The 22,939-nt window shown below is 36.0% G+C and carries 19 protein-coding genes and 2 pseudogenes; all 21 read left to right on the top strand.

Annotated elements, in window-relative coordinates; genetic code table 11:
- Positions 1-23 precede the first annotated feature (23 nt).
- The 21 genes and pseudogenes from wecC (at position 24) to AC6H44_RS08800 (ending at position 22,938) form a co-directional block, all read left to right on the top strand.
- Positions 24-1,274: a UDP-N-acetyl-D-mannosamine dehydrogenase gene (gene wecC, locus AC6H44_RS08900; RefSeq protein ID WP_500735128.1), complete on the top strand. Its 1,251-nt coding sequence runs from the start codon at positions 24-26 to the stop codon at positions 1,272-1,274.
- A gap of 50 nt (positions 1,275-1,324) precedes the next feature.
- Positions 1,325-1,522: pseudogene (locus AC6H44_RS08895) on the top strand (UTP--glucose-1-phosphate uridylyltransferase); the annotation flags it as partial.
- Positions 1,523-1,603: 81 nt separating this feature from the next.
- Complete coding sequence (locus AC6H44_RS08890) at positions 1,604-2,605, top strand: acyltransferase family protein (RefSeq protein WP_500735127.1); 1,002 nt, start codon at positions 1,604-1,606, stop codon at positions 2,603-2,605.
- Positions 2,602-3,963, top strand: coding sequence for a UDP-glucose dehydrogenase family protein (locus AC6H44_RS08885; protein WP_500735126.1), 1,362 nt, complete (start codon positions 2,602-2,604; stop codon positions 3,961-3,963). Before AC6H44_RS08890 ends, AC6H44_RS08885 begins: the two co-directional genes overlap by 4 nt.
- Positions 3,960-4,949 (top strand): NAD-dependent epimerase, encoded by a 990-nt coding sequence (locus AC6H44_RS08880; RefSeq protein WP_500735125.1) that lies wholly within the window; start codon positions 3,960-3,962, stop codon positions 4,947-4,949. The genes AC6H44_RS08885 and AC6H44_RS08880 overlap by 4 nt, the downstream gene beginning before the upstream one ends.
- Positions 4,946-5,527: a serine O-acetyltransferase gene (locus AC6H44_RS08875; protein WP_500735124.1), complete on the top strand. Its 582-nt coding sequence runs from the start codon at positions 4,946-4,948 to the stop codon at positions 5,525-5,527. The genes AC6H44_RS08880 and AC6H44_RS08875 overlap by 4 nt, the downstream gene beginning before the upstream one ends.
- A gap of 1 nt (position 5,528) precedes the next feature.
- A complete protein-coding gene (locus AC6H44_RS08870) occupies positions 5,529-6,749 on the top strand; it encodes an oligosaccharide flippase family protein (RefSeq protein ID WP_500735123.1) in 1,221 nt (406 codons plus the stop codon).
- Entirely contained in the window at positions 6,750-7,976 is a 1,227-nt protein-coding gene (locus AC6H44_RS08865; protein WP_500735122.1) for an O-antigen ligase family protein, read from the top strand.
- A complete protein-coding gene (locus tag AC6H44_RS08860; RefSeq protein WP_500735121.1) occupies positions 7,951-9,030 on the top strand; it encodes a glycosyltransferase family 4 protein in 1,080 nt (359 codons plus the stop codon). Before AC6H44_RS08865 ends, AC6H44_RS08860 begins: the two co-directional genes overlap by 26 nt.
- A complete protein-coding gene (locus AC6H44_RS08855; protein WP_500735120.1) occupies positions 9,023-9,529 on the top strand; it encodes an acyltransferase in 507 nt (168 codons plus the stop codon). The genes AC6H44_RS08860 and AC6H44_RS08855 overlap by 8 nt, the downstream gene beginning before the upstream one ends.
- A gap of 25 nt (positions 9,530-9,554) precedes the next feature.
- The gene (locus AC6H44_RS08850) at positions 9,555-9,956 is read left to right on the top strand and encodes a serine O-acetyltransferase (RefSeq protein WP_500735119.1); all 402 of its coding nucleotides are present in this window, start codon (positions 9,555-9,557) and stop codon (positions 9,954-9,956) included.
- Positions 9,957-10,086: 130 nt separating this feature from the next.
- On the top strand, positions 10,087-11,301 hold the full coding sequence (locus tag AC6H44_RS08845; protein WP_500735118.1) for a phenylacetate--CoA ligase family protein: 1,215 nt from the start codon (positions 10,087-10,089) through the stop codon (positions 11,299-11,301).
- Positions 11,301-12,356: a glycosyltransferase family 4 protein gene (locus AC6H44_RS08840; RefSeq protein ID WP_500735117.1), complete on the top strand. Its 1,056-nt coding sequence runs from the start codon at positions 11,301-11,303 to the stop codon at positions 12,354-12,356. Before AC6H44_RS08845 ends, AC6H44_RS08840 begins: the two co-directional genes overlap by 1 nt.
- Positions 12,334-13,524 carry a glycoside hydrolase family protein gene (locus tag AC6H44_RS08835; protein WP_500735116.1) on the top strand — a complete coding sequence of 397 codons (1,191 nt, stop codon included), beginning with the start codon at positions 12,334-12,336 and terminating at the stop codon, positions 13,522-13,524. Before AC6H44_RS08840 ends, AC6H44_RS08835 begins: the two co-directional genes overlap by 23 nt.
- 15 nt (positions 13,525-13,539) lie before the next feature.
- Positions 13,540-14,286 (top strand): WecB/TagA/CpsF family glycosyltransferase, encoded by a 747-nt coding sequence (locus AC6H44_RS08830; RefSeq protein WP_500735115.1) that lies wholly within the window; start codon positions 13,540-13,542, stop codon positions 14,284-14,286.
- A gap of 387 nt (positions 14,287-14,673) precedes the next feature.
- Positions 14,674-16,908, top strand: a complete 2,235-nt coding sequence (locus AC6H44_RS08825) for a choice-of-anchor A family protein (protein WP_500735114.1) — start codon at positions 14,674-14,676, stop codon at positions 16,906-16,908.
- A gap of 97 nt (positions 16,909-17,005) precedes the next feature.
- On the top strand, positions 17,006-17,404 hold the full coding sequence (locus tag AC6H44_RS08820) for a 3-phosphoshikimate 1-carboxyvinyltransferase (RefSeq protein ID WP_500735113.1): 399 nt from the start codon (positions 17,006-17,008) through the stop codon (positions 17,402-17,404).
- Positions 17,405-17,594: 190 nt separating this feature from the next.
- The gene (locus AC6H44_RS08815; RefSeq protein WP_500735112.1) at positions 17,595-18,998 is read left to right on the top strand and encodes an undecaprenyl-phosphate glucose phosphotransferase; all 1,404 of its coding nucleotides are present in this window, start codon (positions 17,595-17,597) and stop codon (positions 18,996-18,998) included.
- Positions 18,982-20,196, top strand: a complete 1,215-nt coding sequence (locus AC6H44_RS08810; RefSeq protein ID WP_500735111.1) for an outer membrane beta-barrel protein — start codon at positions 18,982-18,984, stop codon at positions 20,194-20,196. The genes AC6H44_RS08815 and AC6H44_RS08810 overlap by 17 nt, the downstream gene beginning before the upstream one ends.
- Positions 20,193-20,714 carry a polysaccharide biosynthesis/export family protein gene (locus AC6H44_RS08805; RefSeq protein WP_500735110.1) on the top strand — a complete coding sequence of 174 codons (522 nt, stop codon included), beginning with the start codon at positions 20,193-20,195 and terminating at the stop codon, positions 20,712-20,714. The genes AC6H44_RS08810 and AC6H44_RS08805 overlap by 4 nt, the downstream gene beginning before the upstream one ends.
- A 23-nt stretch (positions 20,715-20,737) precedes the next feature.
- Positions 20,738-22,938: pseudogene (locus tag AC6H44_RS08800) on the top strand (GumC family protein).
- Position 22,939: the final 1 nt, after the last annotated feature.

Below are 22,939 nucleotides of genomic sequence, written 5' to 3'. Positions count from 1 at the left end.
AAAAATTTTTCAAGGATTAAGTAATGACAATTAAAACAGTTTCTGTTGTTGGTTTAGGCTACATAGGGTTACCCACTGCAGCGGTTATTGCATCGCGCGGCATGAAAGTAATTGGTTTAGACGTAAGCGAAAAAGCAGTAAATACCATTAACGCCGGTGAAATACACATAGTAGAGCCCGATCTCGACATAATAGTGCGCGGCGTGGTGTCTACGGGTAATTTGCGCGCAACAACAATACCCGAAAAAGCCGACGTGTTTATGGTTGCTGTGCCTACCCCGTTTTTACACAGCGAAACAGGCGATCACAAAGCAGATTTGAGCTACATAAAATCGGCAGCGCAATCTATTGCCCCAGTGCTTGAAAAAGGTAACTTAGTTATTTTAGAAAGTACCTCACCTGTAGGTGCAACAGAGCAACTAGCCGCATGGTTAAGTGAAGCGCGCCCTGACCTAACCTTCCCACAAGACAAAGGCGACACCGCCGACATTAACATTGCCCATTGCCCAGAGCGTGTATTACCGGGTTATGTTTTGCAAGAGCTGGTATCAAACGACCGCGTAATAGGCGGTATGAGCAAAGCATGTAGCGAAAAAGCCGTTAAGTTATACGAAACCTTCGTACGCGGCGAGTGTATTATTACCAATGCCCGTACCGCTGAAATGGCTAAATTAACCGAAAACTCATTTCGCGATGTAAACATTGCCTTTGCTAATGAGCTGAGTGTAATTTGTGATAAATTAAAAATTAATGTGTGGGAGCTTATTAAGCTTGCTAATCGTCACCCGCGTGTAAATATTTTAAACCCAGGCCCTGGTGTTGGCGGCCACTGTATTGCGGTTGACCCGTGGTTTATTGTGGCAAGTTGCCCAGAGGAAGCAAAAATAATTAAACAAGCACGCTTAACTAACGACGCAAAACCATTCTACGTAATAGAAAAAGTAGCAAAAGCCGCTGATGAATTCAAACGTCCAGTAATTGCATGCCTTGGTCTTTCATTTAAAGCCGATATTGACGACCTTCGTGAGAGTCCGGCATTAAATATTGTTGAAGAATTAGCAGCAAAAAACATTGGTGAAATACTCGCGGTAGAACCAAACATTACCGAGCTACCAGCCAACCTTGTAGATAAAAATGTCAGCTTAGTGTCGTTAGAAAGCGCACTAGAGCAAGCAAATGTAGTGGTAGTATTAGTTGATCATAAACAATTTAAAGCGGCAGATAAAACAGAGTTTGCATCAAAAGTTGTTATTGATACTCGCGGTATTCTTTAATTATGAAGGTTACATTTTTCGGTATTGGTTATGTTGGCCTTGTCCAAGCGGCATGCGGCGAAATACAATTAACTGATACCTTATTATAGTTACGTCATCTTGAAACAATTGAAGCGTACCATTTAAAAGGTGAACCGCAAGATTGCGGCTCAAAACTAGGCTACATGCCCGCAAATGTAGAGTATGCAATGCAATCAAGCCTAATGGGTAAAGAATTTATCAAACGCGTTAAGCAATTAATGCTTTGAACAATAATCATAAGTCGAATTCTAATTTTTATTTGAGATGATTTTAATTTTTATGAGAATATAAAACTGGTAACTTCCTATATGCAACCACAAAGATTATTGAGTTTAGATGGATTGAGAGGCTTAGCTGCTTTGCTGGTGGTTATGTATCATTACTTCTATCGTATAGATGAAATTTATGGAATTGACTCAAATGAGATGGATTTATCCCATTTAGGAAAATATGGTGTCCATTTATTTTTTATGATTAGTGGTTTCGTTATTTTTATGTCTATAAATAAAAATACTAGACCAATAAATTTTTTTGTTAGTCGTTTTACAAGGTTGTATCCAACATTTTTTTTCGCAGTGATTATAACGTTTACATTGGTATACATTTTTGGTTTAGAAGGAAGGGAAGTAAATTTAATTAATGCTCTTTTAAATTTACTTATGTTTCATGAATATCTCAGGATTCCACATGTGGATGGGGTGTATTGGACTCTAACCATAGAGATTACATTTTATTTTTGGTGTTTTATATTAATTTTATTAAACAAAATACATTATTTGAAGTTTGTTTTGTTTGTTTTTTTATCTATTTCAATAGCAAATGAAATAATACCAAACCCATATTATAAAATATTGAATAAACTTTTCTTTAGTAATTATGTAGGGTTTTTCTTGCTAGGGGTTTTGACATTTTCATTGAGTGAAAAGAAGAGTTTTAAAAAGAATTCAATGTCAATAACCTTGGTTTTCATATTTTTATTTTTAGACCACAGTTTTGAAGAATTTATTATTTTTTTGGCTTTATACGGACTATTTTTGATTGGGGTTTACGATTCAAGTAAAATTCTAAGGAGCAGGTTTTTAGTTTTTCTTGGTGAAATTTCCTACTCGTTATACCTAATTCACCAAAACATAGGTTATATAATTATAACTGAGACACATGAACTCGGATTTTCAAAAATATCCGGAATTTCATCTGCATTTATTGTGAGTATCATATTGGCTAGGTTGTTATATATTTTTATTGAACTTCGATTAAGTAAATTTATAAAAATTAATTTAAACAATAAACTAAAAGAAGTAAAAGCATGAGAGTAACATTTTACGGAATTGGATACGTTGGTTTAGTTCAAGCAGCAGTACTTGCAGATGCAGGTCATGACGTATGCTGTGTTGATATTGACGAAAATCGTATAGAAAACTTAAAAAAAGGTATTATTCCAATTTACGAGCCCGGGCTAACGCCTTTGGTAGAAAAAAACTTTGCGGAAGGTCGTTTAATATTTACCACAGATGCCCAGTTTGGGGTTGAATTTGGTGAACTTCAGTTTATTGCAGTAGGTACGCCACCAGATGAAGACGGTTCGGCAGATTTAAAGTACGTATTAAAAGTAGCCGAAACTATTGCTACGCATATGCAAAAGCCAAAAGTTATTATCGATAAATCAACGGTACCTGTCGGCACTGCAGATAAAGTTAAAGCAACAGTGCAGTCAATTCTTAATGAGCGAAAAAGTGATTTAACCTTCTCAGTGGTTTCAAACCCTGAGTTTTTAAAAGAAGGCGCGGCAGTAAGCGACTGTAAACGCCCAGACCGCATCGTAATAGGTACAGATTCGGCCGATGCAGAGGAGCAAATGCGCGAGCTTTATGCTCCTTTTAACCGTAATCACGAAAAAATTATCGTAATGGATATTAAAAGTGCTGAACTTACTAAATACGCAGCTAACTGCATGCTAGCAACTAAAATTAGCTTTATGAACGAAATGGCAAACATTGCCGAACGCGTAGGGGCTGATATAGAGCATGTTCGCCATGGTATAGGCTCAGATCCACGAATCGGTTATCAGTTTATTTACCCCGGTTGTGGTTATGGCGGTTCATGTTTTCCCAAAGATGTGCAGGCTCTTGTGCGCACAGCCGATGGCATAGGCTATGACTCGCAAATACTAAAAGCGGTAGAAGCGGTAAACTATGCACAAAAACATAAGTTGTTTGAATATATAAGCAAACATTTTGATTTAGCAAACAATCCAAATGCAATTAAAGGTAAGACTTTTGCATTGTGGGGTTTAAGCTTTAAACCTAACACAGATGACATGCGAGAAGCACCAAGTCGTATTTTAATGGAACAGTTATGGGAATCAGGGGCTAAAGTACAAGCATATGACCCTGAAGCAATGGAAGAGACCCAACGAATTTACGGTAGCCGAGACGATTTAAGCTTGATGGGTACCAAAGAGTCCGCTCTAAACAAAGCTGATGCATTAGTTATTTGTACCGAATGGCAGAATTTTAGAGCGCCAGATTTTGATTTGATAAAATCGAAACTAAGTAGCGCAGTCATATTTGATGGACGAAACTTATTTGAGCCAAATAGAATTAACAAAAAAGACATTAAGTATTATAGTATTGGCCGTGGACTATCGGTAACTGGGTTTAACCTATGAAATATCTTGTAACAGGAGCCGCAGGTTTTATTGGTAACTTTGTGGCTGAGCGTTTATGTCAATTAGGTCATGAAGTTATAGGGCTTGATAATTTAAATGATTATTACGATCCTGCATTAAAACTTGCGCGTTTAAAGCGTATAGAACACTTTAATAACTTTAGTTTTATAAAAATGGAACTTGCTGATAGAGAAGCTATTGCAGATTTATTTGCAAAAGAGAAGTTTGAAAGAGTGATCCATTTAGCAGCGCAAGCGGGTGTAAGATATTCAATAGAAAACCCGATGGCTTATATTGATTCAAACGTAGTAGGCATGGCAACAATATTAGAGGGCTGTCGCCATAACAACGTGAAGCATCTGGTTTATGCTTCTTCAAGCTCTGTATATGGTGCAAATACTAAGATACCTTTTGCAGAAGAAGATAGAGTTGATCACCCTGTATCTCTGTATGCAGCAACTAAAAAATCTAATGAGCTTATGGCGCATACTTATAGTCACTTATATTCATTGCCTACTACAGGACTTCGCTTTTTTACAGTCTACGGACCTTGGGGACGACCTGATATGGCCCCATTTTTATTCACCGATGCTATAGCCAACGATAGAGAAATTAAAGTATTTAATAATGGTGAGATGCAAAGAGACTTTACTTATATAGACGATATTGTTGAAGGTATTATTCGTATTCAAGATCATGTTCCATCTGTTGAGTCTGGTAATACAAAAGAAGGCTCACAATATTATCGTTTATTTAATATTGGCAACAATCAACCAGTACAGCTTGAGTCTTTTATTAACACGATTGAAAATGCACTTGATAAAAAAGCGAATAAAAAGTATTTACCAATGCAAGATGGTGATGTTGTTCGCACATACGCTGACATAGAGGAGCTTAATAAACAAACAGGTTTCAAACCAGAAACTAATCTTCAAGATGGTATTGATAAGTTTGTAAAATGGTACTCGGAATTTTATAGCAAATGATAAACTCTTTTTTTGAACTTAAAGACTATATAAAACATGATCATTATAGAATTTATAAAACTACATCTAAACTTAGCGTTTTTAAAAGTTTATTTTTGGGTGAGTCTTTTAAATATGTCTTTTGGTTAAGAGTTTGTGCTTATTTAAATGGAAAAAATAAGATTTTATACTTTATTTCTAAAATTATATTAAGGCATTACAAGTATAAGTTTACAATTTGTATTCCCGATAAAACAACTATTGGTAAAGGCTTTTACATTGGTCATTTTGGTAGTATATTTGTTTCACCCAAAGCTGAAATTGGTGAGAATTGTAATATATCTCAAGGTGTTACACTGGGTCAGGTTTCGCGTGGTGTAAACAAAGGTTCTCCCTCAATAGGAAATAATGTTTACATTGGCCCTGGGGCTAAAGTTTTTGGTGGGGTGAATGTAGGGGATAATGTTGCTATCGGAGCTAATGCAGTTGTAACCAAAGATATTCCTAGTGATTGTTCTGTTGGTGGCGTTCCTGCAAAAATAATTTCACGTAAAGGGTCGTTTAATTACATAAATAACACTCTTTCGAGTGAACAATAAAATGAGTGTCATCAAAGGTGTTGCATGGGTTTTTACTGCGACAATCTTAACTCAGTTAATAAATCTAATAACCTTACCGTATATTTCAAGGCAGTATGATGAATCTGCAATATCTTCTCTAGGTATTATAACGTCAGTATTGACCCTCTTTCTAATATTTAGTTCTTTTAGACTTGAATTTTTTATAGTAAAAAAAGATGAAGCATTAGTAACGCGTTTTACTCAAAGCCTTTTTCTTTTAACTGCTTTTGCTGCGATTATTTATTCATTTTTTTTGCTTGGTTACTTAGTTTATAAAGGGATCGAACTCTCTTGGTATAGTTATTTTTTATTATTACCTTATCTGATAGGTGCTTTTTGGCAAAATATAGTTACATTTTCACTAACTAAAACGGGACGTTTTCATCAATTGGCACTCTTAAAAGTTGCAAGGGCCTCTGTGTTACTTGTAATGATGTACCTGCTTAATACACTACAAGTATTTGGGATTATTTGGTCTTTAGTGATTTCGGTATTACTGCCTTTATTTTTCTATTTTTATATTTATTCGCAAGAGGTTAGAGGTGTTTTCACTGATGTTAAGGACAAATTAAAGCTATTAAGAGATGAGTTATTTAAAAATTATCACGCTGCAATACAAGCAATGTTTAATGTTGTTAACTTACAATTTTTCGTCTTCTATGTGATTGCTTTTGAATCTAAAAAAATTATAGCGTCATATTTTTTTATGGAAAAGATTTTGAATGCGCCTCTAAATTTATTGGCAAGCAGCTTACGCCAAGTCATTTATAAACATTTTGTAGATAATAAAAATAATAAAAGTAAGCTACTAAAGAGCTATATAACTGCGCAAAGCTTTTTGTGTTTTGTTGCAATTTCAACTGGTTTTTTTTTATACGTTTTTGGTAATGATTTGATCAACTTTATTCTAGGTGATGGTTGGAACGAAGTTACTTTATTACTGAACGCCTATATTTTTATTATGGTTATGCAAATAATTAATATCCCAAGCACCTCGCTTTACCTTGCAATAGATAAAATAAATATTATGGCTCATTTCGAAAAGGCTGATTTGACAATTAAGATTTTACTAGCATTTTATTCAATTACTGCAGAGTTAAGCATATATGAATTTATTAGCATAGCTTCTATATACGTTGTTATTTATTACTGCATAGTAAGTGCTTTTTTATATCGCTCACTATTAAAAGGAGAACAGTAAATGTTAATAAGATTCTCTTACTTATCATTATTTTTTTCTTTAGGCATATTGTTTTTTAGTCGAGCCCTCACTTTTTTGTTTGAGATGATGCCTGCAGGAACTGCAAGTAAACTATTTACACCAATAAGTTTAATCTTTTATGTAATCTCTTTGTTTATAATCATAGATAAAGTTAAGTATAAGAGTAACTTAAAGAGCCTTTTAAAATCTTCTCTATTTCCTTTGCTTATTTGCTTGGTTGCGTTTATTTCCAGTTTTTTCTCTATGTATGCTGGGCAGTCACTTATAGCATCAAGCGCTTTAGCCGGTACGTTTTTATTTGCAGCGGCTTTAGTTGTTTGTAACGATGAAGAGGCTTTAATCAAAGTAGTCGTTACTCCTTTACTATGGGCTTTATCACTAAGTATATTATTCTCAATTTTTATACCATCTATTGGTGTTGATGATGGTAGCAACGATCCTGCACATCTTGGTTTATGGCAAGGAATTTTTGGTTTTAAAAACAACCTCGGCAGGACAGCGGTATTTACTATGTTATTTATGTTATTTAGCCACTTTAAGGGTTATAAATATAAATGGTTTGTTTGGTTAATCCCTATTATTTGTTTACTTATGAGTAAATCAACAACACCATTAATATGCTTCTTTGTTGTTTTGTCATCGATTTATATCTTGAATTTTTATAAGAGAATTACAGTTGCCGCTAGATTAATTAGCATTCCAGTAATTATTTCTCTTGGGTTTATTGGATTCTCTATTATTACTTTTATTATTACTGATGTTTTTGATAAAGATTTAACTGGCTCTGGTCGCTCCGAAATGTGGAGTATCATCTTAAATAATATTGATTATAAGCTTTTTGGTTATGGTTTTGGTGGTGTGTTTTGGGGAGAAAACCAGCCAGCAGAATTCACAATTGGACGGCTTTATTACCATTTAGGCCATGCACATAATGGTATGATCGATGCACTTATTGATATGGGTTATGTAGGACTTTTTACATATCCAATCGTTATTTTAATTCCTTATTTTACATCTATTAAAAGATTATTTTCAGGAGATTTAACATATACATTGCCCTTAATCGTCCTAACGTTTTTAACGTTTTATTCAATAAGCGGTAGTTCGTTTTTAAAACAAAATAATTTATTGTTTTTATTTTATTGTGTGGCCATTATTTATCCAGCATGGAGAAGAATAAATGAACGTCGTATTAGTTATCGCTAGCTTGGGAGTTGGCGGTACAGAGCAAAAAGTTATTCGCTTAGCTAATTATTTTGCATCACAGGGAAAAGATGTAGAAGTATTATCGCTTTCTTTAAATAATTCACAAAAAGAGAAGCTTAATAGTGAGGTTAAACTTACTATTATCGATACTAACAGTAATATAAAAGCGCGTTTGGGTGCTAAGAAATGTGTTTTTAATTATTTAAAAAAACAGCAAGCATGTGCTGCAATTATCCCGGCTATTTTTTATTTTAATTATTACCCAGCCTTATTTGTATCTTCAAAGCTTATAAAACAAGTTGTATTTATTAATACAACCCATTTACTTGGCTTTATGAGTAAAGTTAAGCAAAAAATGGCTATAAAAAAAATGAAGTTTGCTAACGCTATTGTAATGGGGAATAGCGAATTAGCTGAGGAGTTTAAACGTTTTAATCAGCTTAAAAATACACGGATAGAGGTGTTACAAAATGGGATAGATACTAATTACCCTGTCAAGGAATGCTATCAAGTAAACGATATATTTAGGTTGGTGGTTGTTGCAAGGCTCCGCCCAGAAAAAAGACATGCAGATATTTTTAAAGCAGTAAAAATATTATTAGATAAAAGCTTTAACATCGAACTTGATTGTATTGGTAGCCAAGTTTTAGATGGCCAAGAAGAGGAGTTAAAACACGTAGTGGAAGATTTAAGTTTACAAATGCATGTTAATTTTTTAGGTGAAAAAAATAATGTAAGGCAGTTATTGCCAAATTACGATGCCTTTGTTTTACCTTCTAACGATACGTTTTCAAATGCGTTGCTCGAAGCTATGGCTGCAGGCCTGCCTGTGCTGGGCGCTAATGTAGGAGGGTCGCCAGAAATTATTAGTGATTCACATGATGGTTTGTTATATGACTTTATGAACCAGACCGATTTAGCAGATAAAATAGAAGGTTTAATATTGGATGAACAACGTCGCAAAAATTTTGGTTTAAGTGCAATTAATAAAATAAATAAAAATTTTTCTAGCGATTGTATGTATAAAAAATATGAGGCGTACATCAATGAATAACATATTAATAAAATTATATTTTTTTATTTATAAAAAACTCTTTGGAAGTGTAAGCCTTGCTAGAAAACTAGGCGTAAAAATTGGTGAAGACTGTCGTCTAATAGGTAAAGTTGATTTTGGCTCGGAGCCTTACCTTATAGAAATAGGTGAGCATGTAAGTATTACGACATCTAGTTTTGTTACACATGATGGTGGAGTTTGGGTTATGCGCAAAGAAAACCCAAAGCTTGATGTAATTGCGCCTATTAAAATTGGTAATAATGTGTTTATAGGTACAAGCTGTATTATTTTACCAGGAACTATAATTGGAAATAATGTGGTAATCGGTGCAGGTAGTGTAGTTAAAGGTATAATTGATTCAGAAAGTATCTATGCTGGTATACCCGCTAGAAAGGTAAAGGGGTTAAGTGATTACAAAGATCAATGCTTATCTCAAGGTCTTCACCTAAAAGGTGAAGCTAATAAGAAAAATCTTTTATGTGAAATGTTTAATCAATAATATTTTAGAATCAAGGAGATTAATCATGATGCTATACCGAATTGGAAATTGGTTTTATAGAAGTAAGATTCCCTTATTTCCCAAGTTAATTAATTTACTTATTAGGCTAGTTCATAACAGTGCCGTATTTTCTGAAACAAAGATAGGGAAAGGTACTATATTTGGATATGGAGGAATTGCGATTGTAATTCATAAAAATGCAACGATTGGTAATGATTGTGTTATTGGTTCTTGTGTAACAATAGGTGGTAGAGAAGGAAGTGGCGTTCCAGTAATAGGTAATAATGTATACATAGCATCTGGTGCTAAAATATTAGGGGGTATAAACATTGGTGATAATGTTAAAATAGGTGCTAATGCTGTTGTTCTTATAAATATACCTGATAACACAACTGCGGTAGGAATACCTGCACGTATTGTTCATTAAAAAGCAACTTAATATTATGTTTCAAAAAATAATCTATAAAAACTCGCCAATACTAATTCAAAACTTATTGATTTCTACTCGCGCGATCATCAGGTTGAAATTACGAGATAATACTGAAAGCAAATGCTTGTTGAAAAGAATTGAAAATAACGAATACAACAAGAATACATTAGATAGTTATATTAAAAGTGAATTAAACAGCGCATTAATTAATGCTGTTGAAAATACCATGTTCTATGAAAAATATGATGCAAGTGATTTAGAGTCTTTTCCTAAATTAACTAAAGAAAGTATAAAAGCAGATCTGTCTGGGCTATGTTCTAAAAATAAACCCAAAGTGATAGTGAAAGGCTCAACAAGTGGGACTACAGGTTCGCCCTTGATGATCCCACAATCTATGGAGTCGGTGGTTAAAGAATTTGCTTTTGTTAAACGTTTGCTCGAATGGGCGGGTTATAAAAAAGGAGATAAAAGGGCCTGGTTACGTGGTGACTTAATTGTGCCATTAGAGCAAAAAACGGGTGTTTTATGGCGGTATTCTTTTTTTGAAAAAATGTTGATGTTATCTACTTTTCATTTATCAACAGAAACAATGCAGCAGTACATTGATAAAATGGTGAGTTATAAAGTTGATATAATTCAAGCCTATCCCTCATCAATAGTGTTATTAGCAAAATTTTTAAAAGAAAATAATGATTATTACCCTTCAAGGCTAAAATCAATTATCACCTCTTCTGAGCAGTTAACGAAAGATGATAGGGCGTTAATAGAAGAGCGTTTTCAATGTAAAGTATTTGACTGGTATGGTTTATTTGAACGTGTAGCTGCAATTTCTAATTGTGAACATGGACGTTACCATTTACTTACAGATTATTCGTACGTAGAGCTTGAGCATGTATCGGATGAGGTATACGAAATAGTTGGGACTAATTTTAACAATAAATATTACCCGCTTATTCGCTATAAAACAGGCGATCAAGTAGTTTTAAGTGATGAAAAAGAGTGCCCTTGCGGGCGGGTTTATCCTATTGTAAAAGAGATTAAAGGTCGGCAGGTGCAGCATGTTTATAATACAAATAAAGATAAAGTATTTGCTTTAGATCAATGTGTAAAAGAAGCAAAAGGAATAATTGGCAGTCAATTTGAGCAATTTAAGTATGGTGAAATAACCATTCACCTTATTATTAATGACGAATTTAATGAGAAACAAAAAACAATAATAGAAAAAGCAGTTAAATCGCGTCTTGGTCTAGAAATGCTCGTTGTTTTTAACTTTGTTAAAGAATTAAAAAAGACAAAAAGTGGAAAGTCAATTCAAGCAATTTGCCATATAAAGGGAACTTAATGAACTTAATGATAGGGACTAGCATAGAGGGGCAAGGTGGTATTGCTTCTGTACTCCAACAGTATCGACAATACGGTTTATTGGACAAATGGAATATTAAACTGATTGTAAGCCATAAAGAAAAAGTTAATATTGCTACATCTATGTTTCTATTTTTAAAGTGTTTAATTGTAGTATGCTTTTATTTATTAAGCCGTGATATTGGCTTTGTGCATATTCATATGGCATCAAATGGTAGTTATAAGCGTAAATCTTTACTTGTTAGGCTTATTAAACTTTTAGGTGGCAAGGTTATTATTCACTTACATGGTGGGGGGTTTAAGCTATTTTATGATGCATCGACCGCAGGGAACAAACGTCATATTTTAAATACCTTTATTAAAGCAGATAAAATTATTGTTTTGTCTAAGAGTTGGTATGCATGGTTAAACGATACCCTAGGTAATTCAACGAAAGTTTCGATTGTCTATAATGCAACAGAGCAGGTTTGTGAAAATCCTGAACCTACCGCTGGTCATATTTTATTTCTAGGTCGTTTAGAAGAAGCTAAAGGCGTAAGTGATCTAATTTATGCATTTGCAAAAGTGAACCATACTTATCCTGCTATAACTCTAACTTTAGGCGGTACAGGCAATCTCGATTTTTATAAGTCACTAACCACTGAGTTAGGTGTTGAAAATAAGATTACTTTTGCTGGTTGGGTAAGTGGCGAGGCTAAAAAAGCATTATTTCGATCTTCTGATATTTATTGTCTACCTAGCTACAAAGAAGGCTTTCCTATGGGTGTAATAGAGGCTATGTCAAGCCATTTAGCTGTTATAGCCTCTGACGTTGGAGGAATATCAGATGCCATCGAACATAATGTTACAGGCCTATTGTTTAAAGCAGGTGAACGAGAGCAGTTAGTACAAAACCTAGACAACTACCTCTCTAGTCAAAAGCTTAAAGACGCAATTAAAATAAATGCATTTGAAAAATTTAATACTGAATTTTCATTTGATGTTGTCATTCCTTCATTAGAAAAAGTTTATAATGAAATTACAAAAATTAAATAAGTTATTACTTCAGCAAGCCATAACCAACAATTACAGTGGAGCTGATCCATTTGACGGCCTAAATAGTAAGTTATTTGAGATTTTCCCTCGTTTGAAAAAAGGTGTTATTGGCCTTGCGTGGATTCAATTACATAAACGTTTAGCCGTGAGTTTAAGGCCTTTATTTGGAGTACCTAAAAAGCGCAACCCAAAAGGCATTGGCTTATTTATTTTAGGTTTATTAGAAGACTATAAAGCAACCAATGAGCAAACTTATTTAAATGAAGCAATAGAGCTAGCAGATTGGTTGCTAACTCAGCAAAGTGATAAAACTATTTGGCAGCATAGTTGCTGGGGCTACCATTTTGATTGGAATGCCCGTGCGTTTTTTGTACCTAAAGGTAAGCCAAACATAATTACTACTATTTATGTTGCTCAGGCTTTATATGCGTTAAGTGAAATCACCAAAGACAAAAAATATCTAGAGCCTGCAATTGATAGTGCGCATTTTATTGTAAAAACATTATACAAAGAATGTGATGGTAGGCAGTTTTTTGGTTACATACCGGGTGAAACTGCATTTGTACATAATGCTAGCCTTTGGGGCGCAGCGTGGGTTGCAAAAGTTGCGGTACTCACTAATAACCAAGAGTATAAACAGCTTGCTTTAAATGCTGCAAGGCAGTCGGTAAGCGAGCAGGGGGCTGATGGCTCATGGGTATATGGTGCACGCCATCATCACCAGTTTATAGACGGCTTTCATACTGGTTATAACCTAGAGGCATTGCGTTTACTGAGTGATGAATTGCAAACTGATGAGTTTGAACCAGCAATTGCAAAAGGTCTTGGTTATTATAAAACGCATTTATTTGAGCAAGATGGTACCGCAAAATATTATAACAACAATCGTTACCCACTCGATATGCACAGTGTATCGCAAGCTGTTTTTACATTATTAAAAGTAGGTAAAACGCCAGATGACTTTACGATGGCCGAAAAAGTAATAAACTGCGCTATTAAAGCCCTATATATGCCTAAAAAGCAGCGTTTTATTTATCAAAAAAATAAGTACTTTACCAATAAGGTTGACTATGTGCGTTGGACACAAGCATGGGTATATTATTCGTTTGCTTATTTTAACCGACAAAAAATGAACAGCGCTAAAAGTGCAGTTATTGAACAACTTTAAAAAACGGACTCAACAATGAAACGTATTGAATTTTTAAAAGCACCCATGGATATTGCCACCATGCAAGAGACGGTATCTTTTATTGAAAGTAGAATTGAGCAAAAGCAGTTTTTACAGCATGTTGTGGTTAATGTAGCCAAAATAGTAAATATGCAAAAAGATCCTGTTTTAGCGCAGTCGGTTAAAGCATGTGATGTAATTAATATTGATGGTATGGGTGTCGTGTTTGGTGCGCGTTTTTTAGGGCACAATGTGCCAGAACGTGTGGCGGGAGTTGACCTTTTTCATGAATTGTTAGCAATGAGCGCCAAGCGAGACTTCCCTGTATTTTTACTTGGCGCCACCGAAGAAGTAGTGAGCAAAACAGTGGAAGTAGTTAAAGCACAAAACCCAAATTTAAATATTGCTGGCTATCATGATGGTTATTTCTTTGGCAATAAAGAGGGGGATGATGAAGAGGCTATTGTTAATAAAATACGCGAATCAGGCGCTAAGTTGTTATTTGTAGCGATTACCTCGCCTAAAAAAGAAAACTTTATTAATAAATGGCAAGACAAGCTTGGTGTTGACTTTGTAATGGGGGTGGGCGGTACGTTCGATGTTGTAGCAGGTAAAGTAAAGCGAGCACCACAGTGGATGCAAAAGGCCGGTTTAGAGTGGCTTTACAGAGTATTACAAGAGCCAGGCAGAATGTGGAAACGCTACTTAATTACAAATTCTAAATTTGCATATCTTTTAATAAAAAATAAGTTTAACAGTTGATGTTGAAAAACTTAGTTAAAGGCACTCAACCCTCATATAATCCTACTATAACCCCTCAGAGGTTAACGAAAAAAGATAAGATTAACGGTAAACTGGTGGTTTTACCTTTTAAGAATTAAATTAACTAAAAGTTAACATTTAATAGTTCTTTAAGGTGTTTTTTTGTTTTTTTAAAATTATTCTTTTATTAAAACGAACTGTAAGTCATTGATATGAAGTTTTTACTCTTTTTTAGGTACTAAAAATTAGTACTTTCGTAGTGTTTTTTATTCCTTTTGATTTTTTTTGTGTATATAATGTTCACCAAGCGCTTGATGAATTAACTTTCATTAAACAAATGACACAAACTTGGTGCCTATAATGCACTTTTCATTTTCGAGGGAAAAAATGACTAACTCATTACTTAAATTTAAAAAGATAAGTGCAGTGATCGCACTTTCTTTAGCCAGCTCTACAACACTAGCTGCAGACTTAGGCGTAGCCAATAATTTTTCAGCATTTGTTTTTAACGATTTTAAATCGAATGTTGGTCGTGCTGATGGTGCAATAGCCGCTGGTGAAATTGACATAAAAGGTTACAGTGTTGGTTACGGGCGCCCGTCAAACCCAGATGAATATTACCTAATTAGTGAGTCGAGCATTGATTACAAAATTGGCCGTCAGTTTGTAGGTAGCATTATTGCGGGTGGTGGCACCGATGTAAGCTGGAGTGTGCGCTGGGGTATGGAGCGAGGCTCTCAAATTTTATCTAATCAAGAACAATCGGCACTCCCTTTCAATTTTGATGAGCAAGAACAATATTACAAAGATTTAAGCGCGGATTTAAGTGAGCTTAACACCACTGGAACAGTATCAAGTAAATGGGGTGGCCTTTACTTACAAGGTGATGGTACATCAACAACACAAGTATTTAATTTAGATGCTCGCGAATTTGCTAAAGCGCATACCTTTAAAGTATGGGGTATACCAAGCGATGCAACTGTAATTTTTAATATTACAGGTAGTGCTGATTTGCATGTACGCGGTAAAGGTTTTTGGCATTTACGTAACCACGCGAGTAAAGCTATATTTAACTTCCCTGATACCCAAAAGCTTAATATTAAAGGTAACCTTTGGGAGGGTGTAATACTTGCTCCTAATGCCGATATACACGGTGCTCACGGTGTTGCAAAAATGCCTATTATTGGCAATAGCTTTAAGGGCTCAATGGCCTTGTTAGGTGGCGAGTTTACAGGTAACTTACCTAGTACAATATCACCTGTTTGTAACGAAATTAATATCGTTGACAAGTGGAATTGGACTGCCAGTGAATATGAACCAACTTATGTTGATATAATTTCTACGCCATTAGCAGCTCAATTAAATGATGACAATGGTGATGGTATAATTGATGAACAAGATGTTGTAGACGTTTTGGTTGTTACTTTTGATTCAAGCCAGTTTAGAAAGCCAGGCATAATAAGGGCATTGAGTGGAACTGATGGATCTGAATTATGGTTAACTAACAACCAAGATGGTTCAATTAGTTATAATCATATTAATTCACATGCTTTCTATTCTGTAGCTATGGCTGATTTAGATAATGATGGTTTAATTGATATTTTTGCCTATGACTCTGTAAATAAAACATTAAACATTTATAATAATGAAGGTCTACTCAAAAAATCAATACCTCAACAAGTTGGGGGTGTGTTAAAGGGTAATCCAACTATTACAGACTTAAATGCTGATGGATATCCTGAAATTGTTTTTGGTAACATAATTCTAGACATTCAAAATGAATCTGTTAGAGAATTACAGAAGCCAAGCAATTACTCTTCTCTTCGTATTATTGAGTCTACTGTAGTTGATGTTGACTTAGATGGTGTACAAGAAATTCTAGCTAATGGTAATTTGTATAACCAATATGGAGAAGTTATTTGGTCAAAAGGCACAGATAATGGTGAGATATTTGCATTACCAGTTAATTTTGACAATGATGCTTATCCTGAAATAGTCCAGACAGACCTAGACGGTACCATAAGCTTGTACGATCATGAAGGTAATCAATTATGGAGCGTAAAAGCAGCATCAGCTGGAGCTGGTGTAAGTTCACTGGCTGACATTAATGGTGATGGCATTCCTGAAATAATTAACGCTGGTTCAACTGAACTTAGAGTTATTAACTCTAATGGTGCTATTTTATCAACAACACCTATTAATGATATTTCTAGTATGCGAGTAGGTACAGTGGCTTATGATTTTAATAATGACGGAAAATCTGAAGTTATTTACCAAGACGAAGAAAAGTTAGAGGTTTTTGATTTTAATTTAAACCAAGTTATTTACTCTACTATTCAGTCTTCAGGTACTTTATGGGAATACCCAATTGTAGTTGATTTAGATGGCGATGGTTCTGGTGAAATTATTTCTGTATCTAATAGACTTCTATTAGGAGATAAACAGCCGACTAATGGCGTGCGTGTTAAAACTTCTGGTAGTTGTAAATGGGCTTCTGCAACACGTATATGGAATCAGCATTCTTTCTCTGGTACAAATATAAACCAAAACGGGTCACTTCCATTACAGCAAGAGAATAGCTGGGAAAAGTCTAATACATTCCGTTCAGCCAACCTTAAATAAACAATAACATTTAATTAAAAAGCCAATTAACTGTTAATTGGCTTTTTTAATTTTTACCGTAACAATACCCGCTTTAATGGCCATAAAAGGTTAATGTTTGACTAATTTAAAAACCGACCCCGCAATTGTAAGCTTACTTGAGCGAATGCCTAAAAATATACAAGCTACCTTTACCGATGAGCAGCTAGCGCATTTAAAAATAGCCATTGGTGCTAGGCAGTGGGGTAACCATGCAGTTGACCGCCGAGGCGTAGTTAAGCTTTTTAAGTATCGGTATTATTATGTGGTTTTAGCAGGGCGCAATAGGCGAGAGCTAAGCGCTAAAGAGCAAAAAGTAGCACGGTTTGCCCAAGCGGTAATTTTAAGTACCGCAGTTACCTTTGTTATTTTACTGTCTTTGCTGGTTTTATATTTGATTAAGTCGGCATTGGGAATTGATATTTTTGATGGATATTCGTTTGGGGTTTGGAGTTGGTTTAAGGAGTTATTTAATTAAACTTAAATAAAATGTGAGTATTCTTTTTGATACTTAATAAACAAAGCAAGAGTAAGCTAAAAGATTTAAACATGAATTTTAGTACTTTTGTCGGAATCAGTAATTGAACAAAATTGGCTAATACTATATTATCACCATGGGTTTTGTGGGGCGTTACTCACACTGAATTAGCTATAAGGAATTAAGCAAAATGACATCTCCAAGGACTTTTAAACCTTCAGGTTCCTCTGATGCCAATTTTTACCGATTATTTGATATATTTGCCCTGTTTTTAGCCTTTCAGTGCGCAGCCCTACTTTATAACTTTAAACTCACTCCTATTTATGCTGCTTCTGCACTGACTGTTGCTTTAAGTTACTTGTATTGTGCTGAGCTGTTTTCTACTTATCGCTCTTGGCGAGCTGGTAAATTTAGAACGATGGTAATGTGTGCATGGGGTAGTGTGCTCATTGCTTTTGCATTTTTGTTGGTAGGGTCGTTTATTTTTAAGTTTACTGAGTCGCTCTCTCGCGTGGAAATAGCTATTTGGTTTTTGCTAAGTGTAGCGTACTTGTATATTTGGCGCTTAGGTATGTATTGGTACAAGCGTAGTCGCCGTAAGTTAGGACTATCGCAACGCAATGTATCCATTATTGGTGCTACAGAGTCTGCTGCTTATTTACATGCTGAAATAGTTAAACACGCTGAGTTAGGATTTAATTTTAAAGGCTTTTATGATGACAGAAGCCCTGAACGCTTATTTGAACAACTCGAGCAGCAAGGCGTTGAAGGCAGTATACAAAACGCAGTAAATGCCGCCCGCAATGGCGAAATAGACATATTGTATATAGCGCTGCCCATGAAAGCACAAAAACGCATAGCTGATATTTTATTACAGTTAGGTGATACAACAGTAGATGTGCACATAGTGCCCGACTTTTTACTGTCAAACTTAATTCATGCCCGCATTGAACACGTGGGCGCTGTAGATACACTAAGCGTGTTTGAAGCGCCCTATATTGGCACGCATGAGTTTATAAAACGCACCGAAGATATAGTGGTTTCAACTATTATATTGTTGTTAATTACCCCGCTTTTACTGGTAATTGCCGCTGCCATAAAGCTGACATCTAAAGGGCCTGTTATTTTTAAACAAGACCGCTACGGCTTAGACGGCAAAAAAATTAAAGTATGGAAGTTTCGCTCTATGAGCGTTACCGAAAACAGCAGCGTAGTAACCCAAGCAACTAAAAACGATGCCCGTATTACTCCATTAGGTGGTTTTTTACGCCGCACTAGCCTAGACGAGCTCCCTCAATTCATAAACGTTTTAAAAGGTGACATGTCTATTGTTGGCCCAAGGCCCCATGCGGTTGCCCACAACGAAGAATACCGAAAAAAAGTAGAATTTTACATGTTTAGGCACAAAACCAAACCGGGTATTACCGGTTGGGCACAAATTAACGGCTGGCGCGGCGAAACTGATACTTTGGATAAAATGGCCAAGCGAGTTGAATACGACTTACATTACATTAAACATTGGTCTTTATGGTTTGATGTTAAAATAATTTTTATGACAATTTTTAAGGGATTTAAAAGTGAAAATGCGTACTAATACAACTACCTCTTTACTTATTGCTTTAGGGTTATCGGCACCTGCTATTGCCGCAGAGTTACAACCTGGTAGTATTATGACCAAAGATGGCGCCGAGCTAACACCTACGCTACAGCTAGGTGTTAGCAGTAACGATAACTTTTTTATGACTGAGCAAAATACTCAGTCGCGTTTAATATGGAACATAGCACCTAGTTTAAACGCACTAATTGAGGATGGCCCCGACAGCTATAAATTTGATGTTGCCTCAAGCACGTCGTTTCATAATAAAGACACTACCGACAATTTTACTCAAGTAAATGTTGGCGCAGGTGTACATAAAGAATTTACTAGCCAACACCGTTTAGATATTAACGGTGACGCCGATTGGCTATACGAACCACGTGGTGGTGGCCTAACTGAAGGGCAAGGCAATGTTATTGATGAGCTTGTTCATTATCAGCAACAAAACTTAACCGCGCGTTATGAATATGGTGCGCAAAGCTCTAAGGCACAGGTTGCGTTAACAGCGGGCTATTACAACAAAAATTATCAAAACTTTACTGAAGTATCGCAATACCGTGATTACGACAAACCTATGCTAGGAATTGTTGGTTATTACAATACTCAAGCCGGTACGCGTGCCTTTTTAGAAGTTAAGCAAGAAGACTACCAATACGATGTTATTGACTCTAACGGTATTACCCGTGATTCAGACGATGTAAAAGTATTATTAGGTATGGAGTGGGAAGCCACAGCTGTAACTACTGGCTCGTTTAAAGTGGGTTACCAAAATAAAGATTTTGAGTCTAACCTGCGTGAAAACTTTAGTGGTTTAAGCTGGGAAGCTGCTGCTGTTTGGAAGCCGTTAACCTATTCAACCTTGCAACTAGTTACTAGCCGTGCCGCAAAAGATCCGTTATTGCAAGGCGATTATATTCGCGAGAGCGTGTATGGTGCAACATGGCAGCATGATTGGAGCGAATACTTAAGCTCGGTGGTAAGTGCAAATTATGTTGACCAAGAATACTCAGGTGGTTTTAACCGTAAAGATAAAGTTAAAAATGCGCGTTTTGGCGTAAATTACTTAGCTAGCAATTTTGGCATGGTAACCGGTTATGTTGACTTTATTGACCGTAATTCTACCCAAGCTAGTATTGAATTTGACCGCGTAATAGTGGGGCTTAACTTTACATTTGCTTTAAAGGGTAATAAATGAAGGTTAAAATTTTAATTGGCTTAATATTATTACTAAGCTTTGGTAGTTTTGCGAATGACTCGCAAAACTACATTTTAGGGGCCGGCGACAAAATAGAAATTAAAGTATTTGGCCAGCCCGATTTAGATGTAACCTCACTGCTTGGTAATAGCGGTGAAATTAACTACCCATTTTTAGGTAAGGTTAAACTAGTTGGTTTAAGTGTTTCACAAGTTGAGCAAACAATAAGCGAAGGCTTACAGCCAGATTATTTAGTTAACCCTAATGTGTATGCGCAAGTTATAGAATACCGACCTTTTTATATACATGGTGAAGTTAAAAAACCAGGTGGTTACCCCTACCAACCGGCTATGACGGTAAACCAAGCAATAGCACTGGCTGGTGGTTTAACCGAGCGCGCCTCGGTTGACAAAATATTTATTTTTAAAGAGCAAACCAAGCAGCAGCAACAAAAGGGTAGCTTAAACAGCCAAATTGCAGCGGGCGACACCATAAAAATAGAACAGCGCTTGTTTTAAGCAGTTTAAGGCAGTTATAAAAAATGAACACACTCTCTGAAAAACCTAGCAACAACGAGGAAGTTATTGATTTAGGTGCTTATCTTAATGTTATTAAGCAAAGCAAATGGAAAATATTAGGCTTTGCTATTGTAGTCACCTTACTCACTATAATGGTTGCGTTAACGTTAGTGCCTAAGTATGTAGCCACAGCTACTTTATTAATTGAGTCACAGCAAACCAAAGCAGTCAGCTTTGATGAAATATATGGCTTAGATTCTACTAAAAAAGAGTATTACTTAACCCAGTTTGAAGTGATTAAATCCAACAGTATTGCCCGTGAGGTTATTACTAAACTTAACTTAAAAGATCATACCGATTTTATTGGCAAACCATCGCTTACTGGCGAGTTAAAAGGCATGGTTAAGCAATTACTGCCTTTTTTAAATAAAAAAGAGGGCTTAGCGAGCAAGAGCAAGCAGAGCGTGAAATGTTGGGTTTACTTGCTGCGTTTAAATCGCGTTTAAGTGTATCGCCTATTCGTAAAACGCAATTGGTTAATGTGAGCTTTGAGTCGAGCGACCCTAAATTAGCGGCTTTAGTTGCTAATACAGTGGGTGAGGTTTACATAGAAAGCCAAATGCGCGCAAAAATGGGCATTACCCAGCAGGCGTCTAGCTGGTTAAATAGCCGTTTGTCGGAGCTACGTATACAACTTGATAGCTCTGAAGTGCGTTTACAGTCTTACCGAGAAGCGCAAAAACTGGTTGATATAGAAGGCATAGCAGGGCTAGTTACTCAAGAGCTTGAGCAAATGTCTAAACAGTTAGTTGATGCAAGGGCAACGCAAAATAACTTAGAAAGCATTAACCGTGTTATTAATGAATATGGTAACGATAACATAGCGTTACTTGGCAGCATGCCAGAAATTACTTCGCACCGTGTAATACAAGATGTTAAACGTGAAGTGGTACTCGTTGAGCGTAAAGTGAGTGAGCTTGGCGAAGTTTACGGTGTTAAGCACCCTAAAATGATTTCGGCTAAGTCGGAGCTTGCCACAGTTAAAACTAATTTAAATAAGCAAATTAAAGGCTTAATTACGGGTATTGAAAAAGAGCTAAACAGAACTACCCGCACTGTAAATGCGCTTGAACGCGATTTAGCTCAAATTCGCGCTAAATATCAAGATATTACCCGCAAAGAAACCCAATATAACCAGTTAAAGCGTGAAGTAGAAACCAACCGAAATATTTTTAATACCTTTTTATCGCGCTCTAAAGAAACCGAAGTAACCAGTGATTTTAGCTCGGCAGCAGCCCGTTTTACCGACCGTGCTTACGCACCAAAAGACCCAAGTAAGCCAAATAAAAAACTCATTGTAGTGTTAGCCTTTGTGGCGAGTTTTGGCTTTGCAGTGGTAATGACCTTTGTGTTTGACGCGTTAAACGACACCGTTAAAAACAAAAACGATGTAGAAAATAAACTCGCGCAGCGTATGCTTGGTTTGTTACCGCATGTGGCAATACCTAAAAAGGGCCTTTTTCCGATTCATGCCTATTTAGAAGATACCTATCGCCGCTTTGCTGAGTCGGTACGCACCTTACGTACTGGTTTGTTGTTAACTCACCTCGACCGTGCGCATCAGGTTATTGCGGTTACTTCAACATCTCCTGGTGAGGGTAAAACCACTACCTCGGCTAATTTAGCCATGTCGCTGGCGCAAATGGGCAAAGTACTACTTATTGATGCTGACTTACGTAAACCAACACTAGCTAAACGTTTTGATATACCGGTATTTCACCCTGGTTTAAGTAATTTAATGATGGGTACAGATCAGCTTGTTGACTGTGTGCATATTGATACGCAATCGGGTGTAACTATTATGCCTAGTGGGCAAATACCGGCTAACCCGCTTGAACTTTTATCAAACCCGCGCTTTGCAGAGTTACTTGGCGAGTTAAAAGCGCAGTACGACCACATTATTGTGGATACGCCGCCAACCCAGGCCGTGAGCGATGCATTGGTTATAGCGCAAAGTGTTGATTCGGTTGTGTATGTTGTTAAGTCTGACATAACGCGTATAAAACCAATTACAGCCGGCCTTGAGCGTTTATTTGAAGTAAAAGCGCATGTGGCTGGTGTGGTACTTAATCAGGTAGATATGAGTAAATCTAAAGATGAGCATAGCCATGGTTACTATGATTATTACGACTACTCGCAACAGCCTGAAAAGCCGCAAGCATAAT

The sequence above is a fragment of the Pseudoalteromonas sp. TAP-3C genome (genome assembly GCF_059888565.1).
The sequence above is the reverse complement of the archived record's forward strand: the minus strand, read 5'-3'. Positions and strand labels throughout refer to the sequence as shown.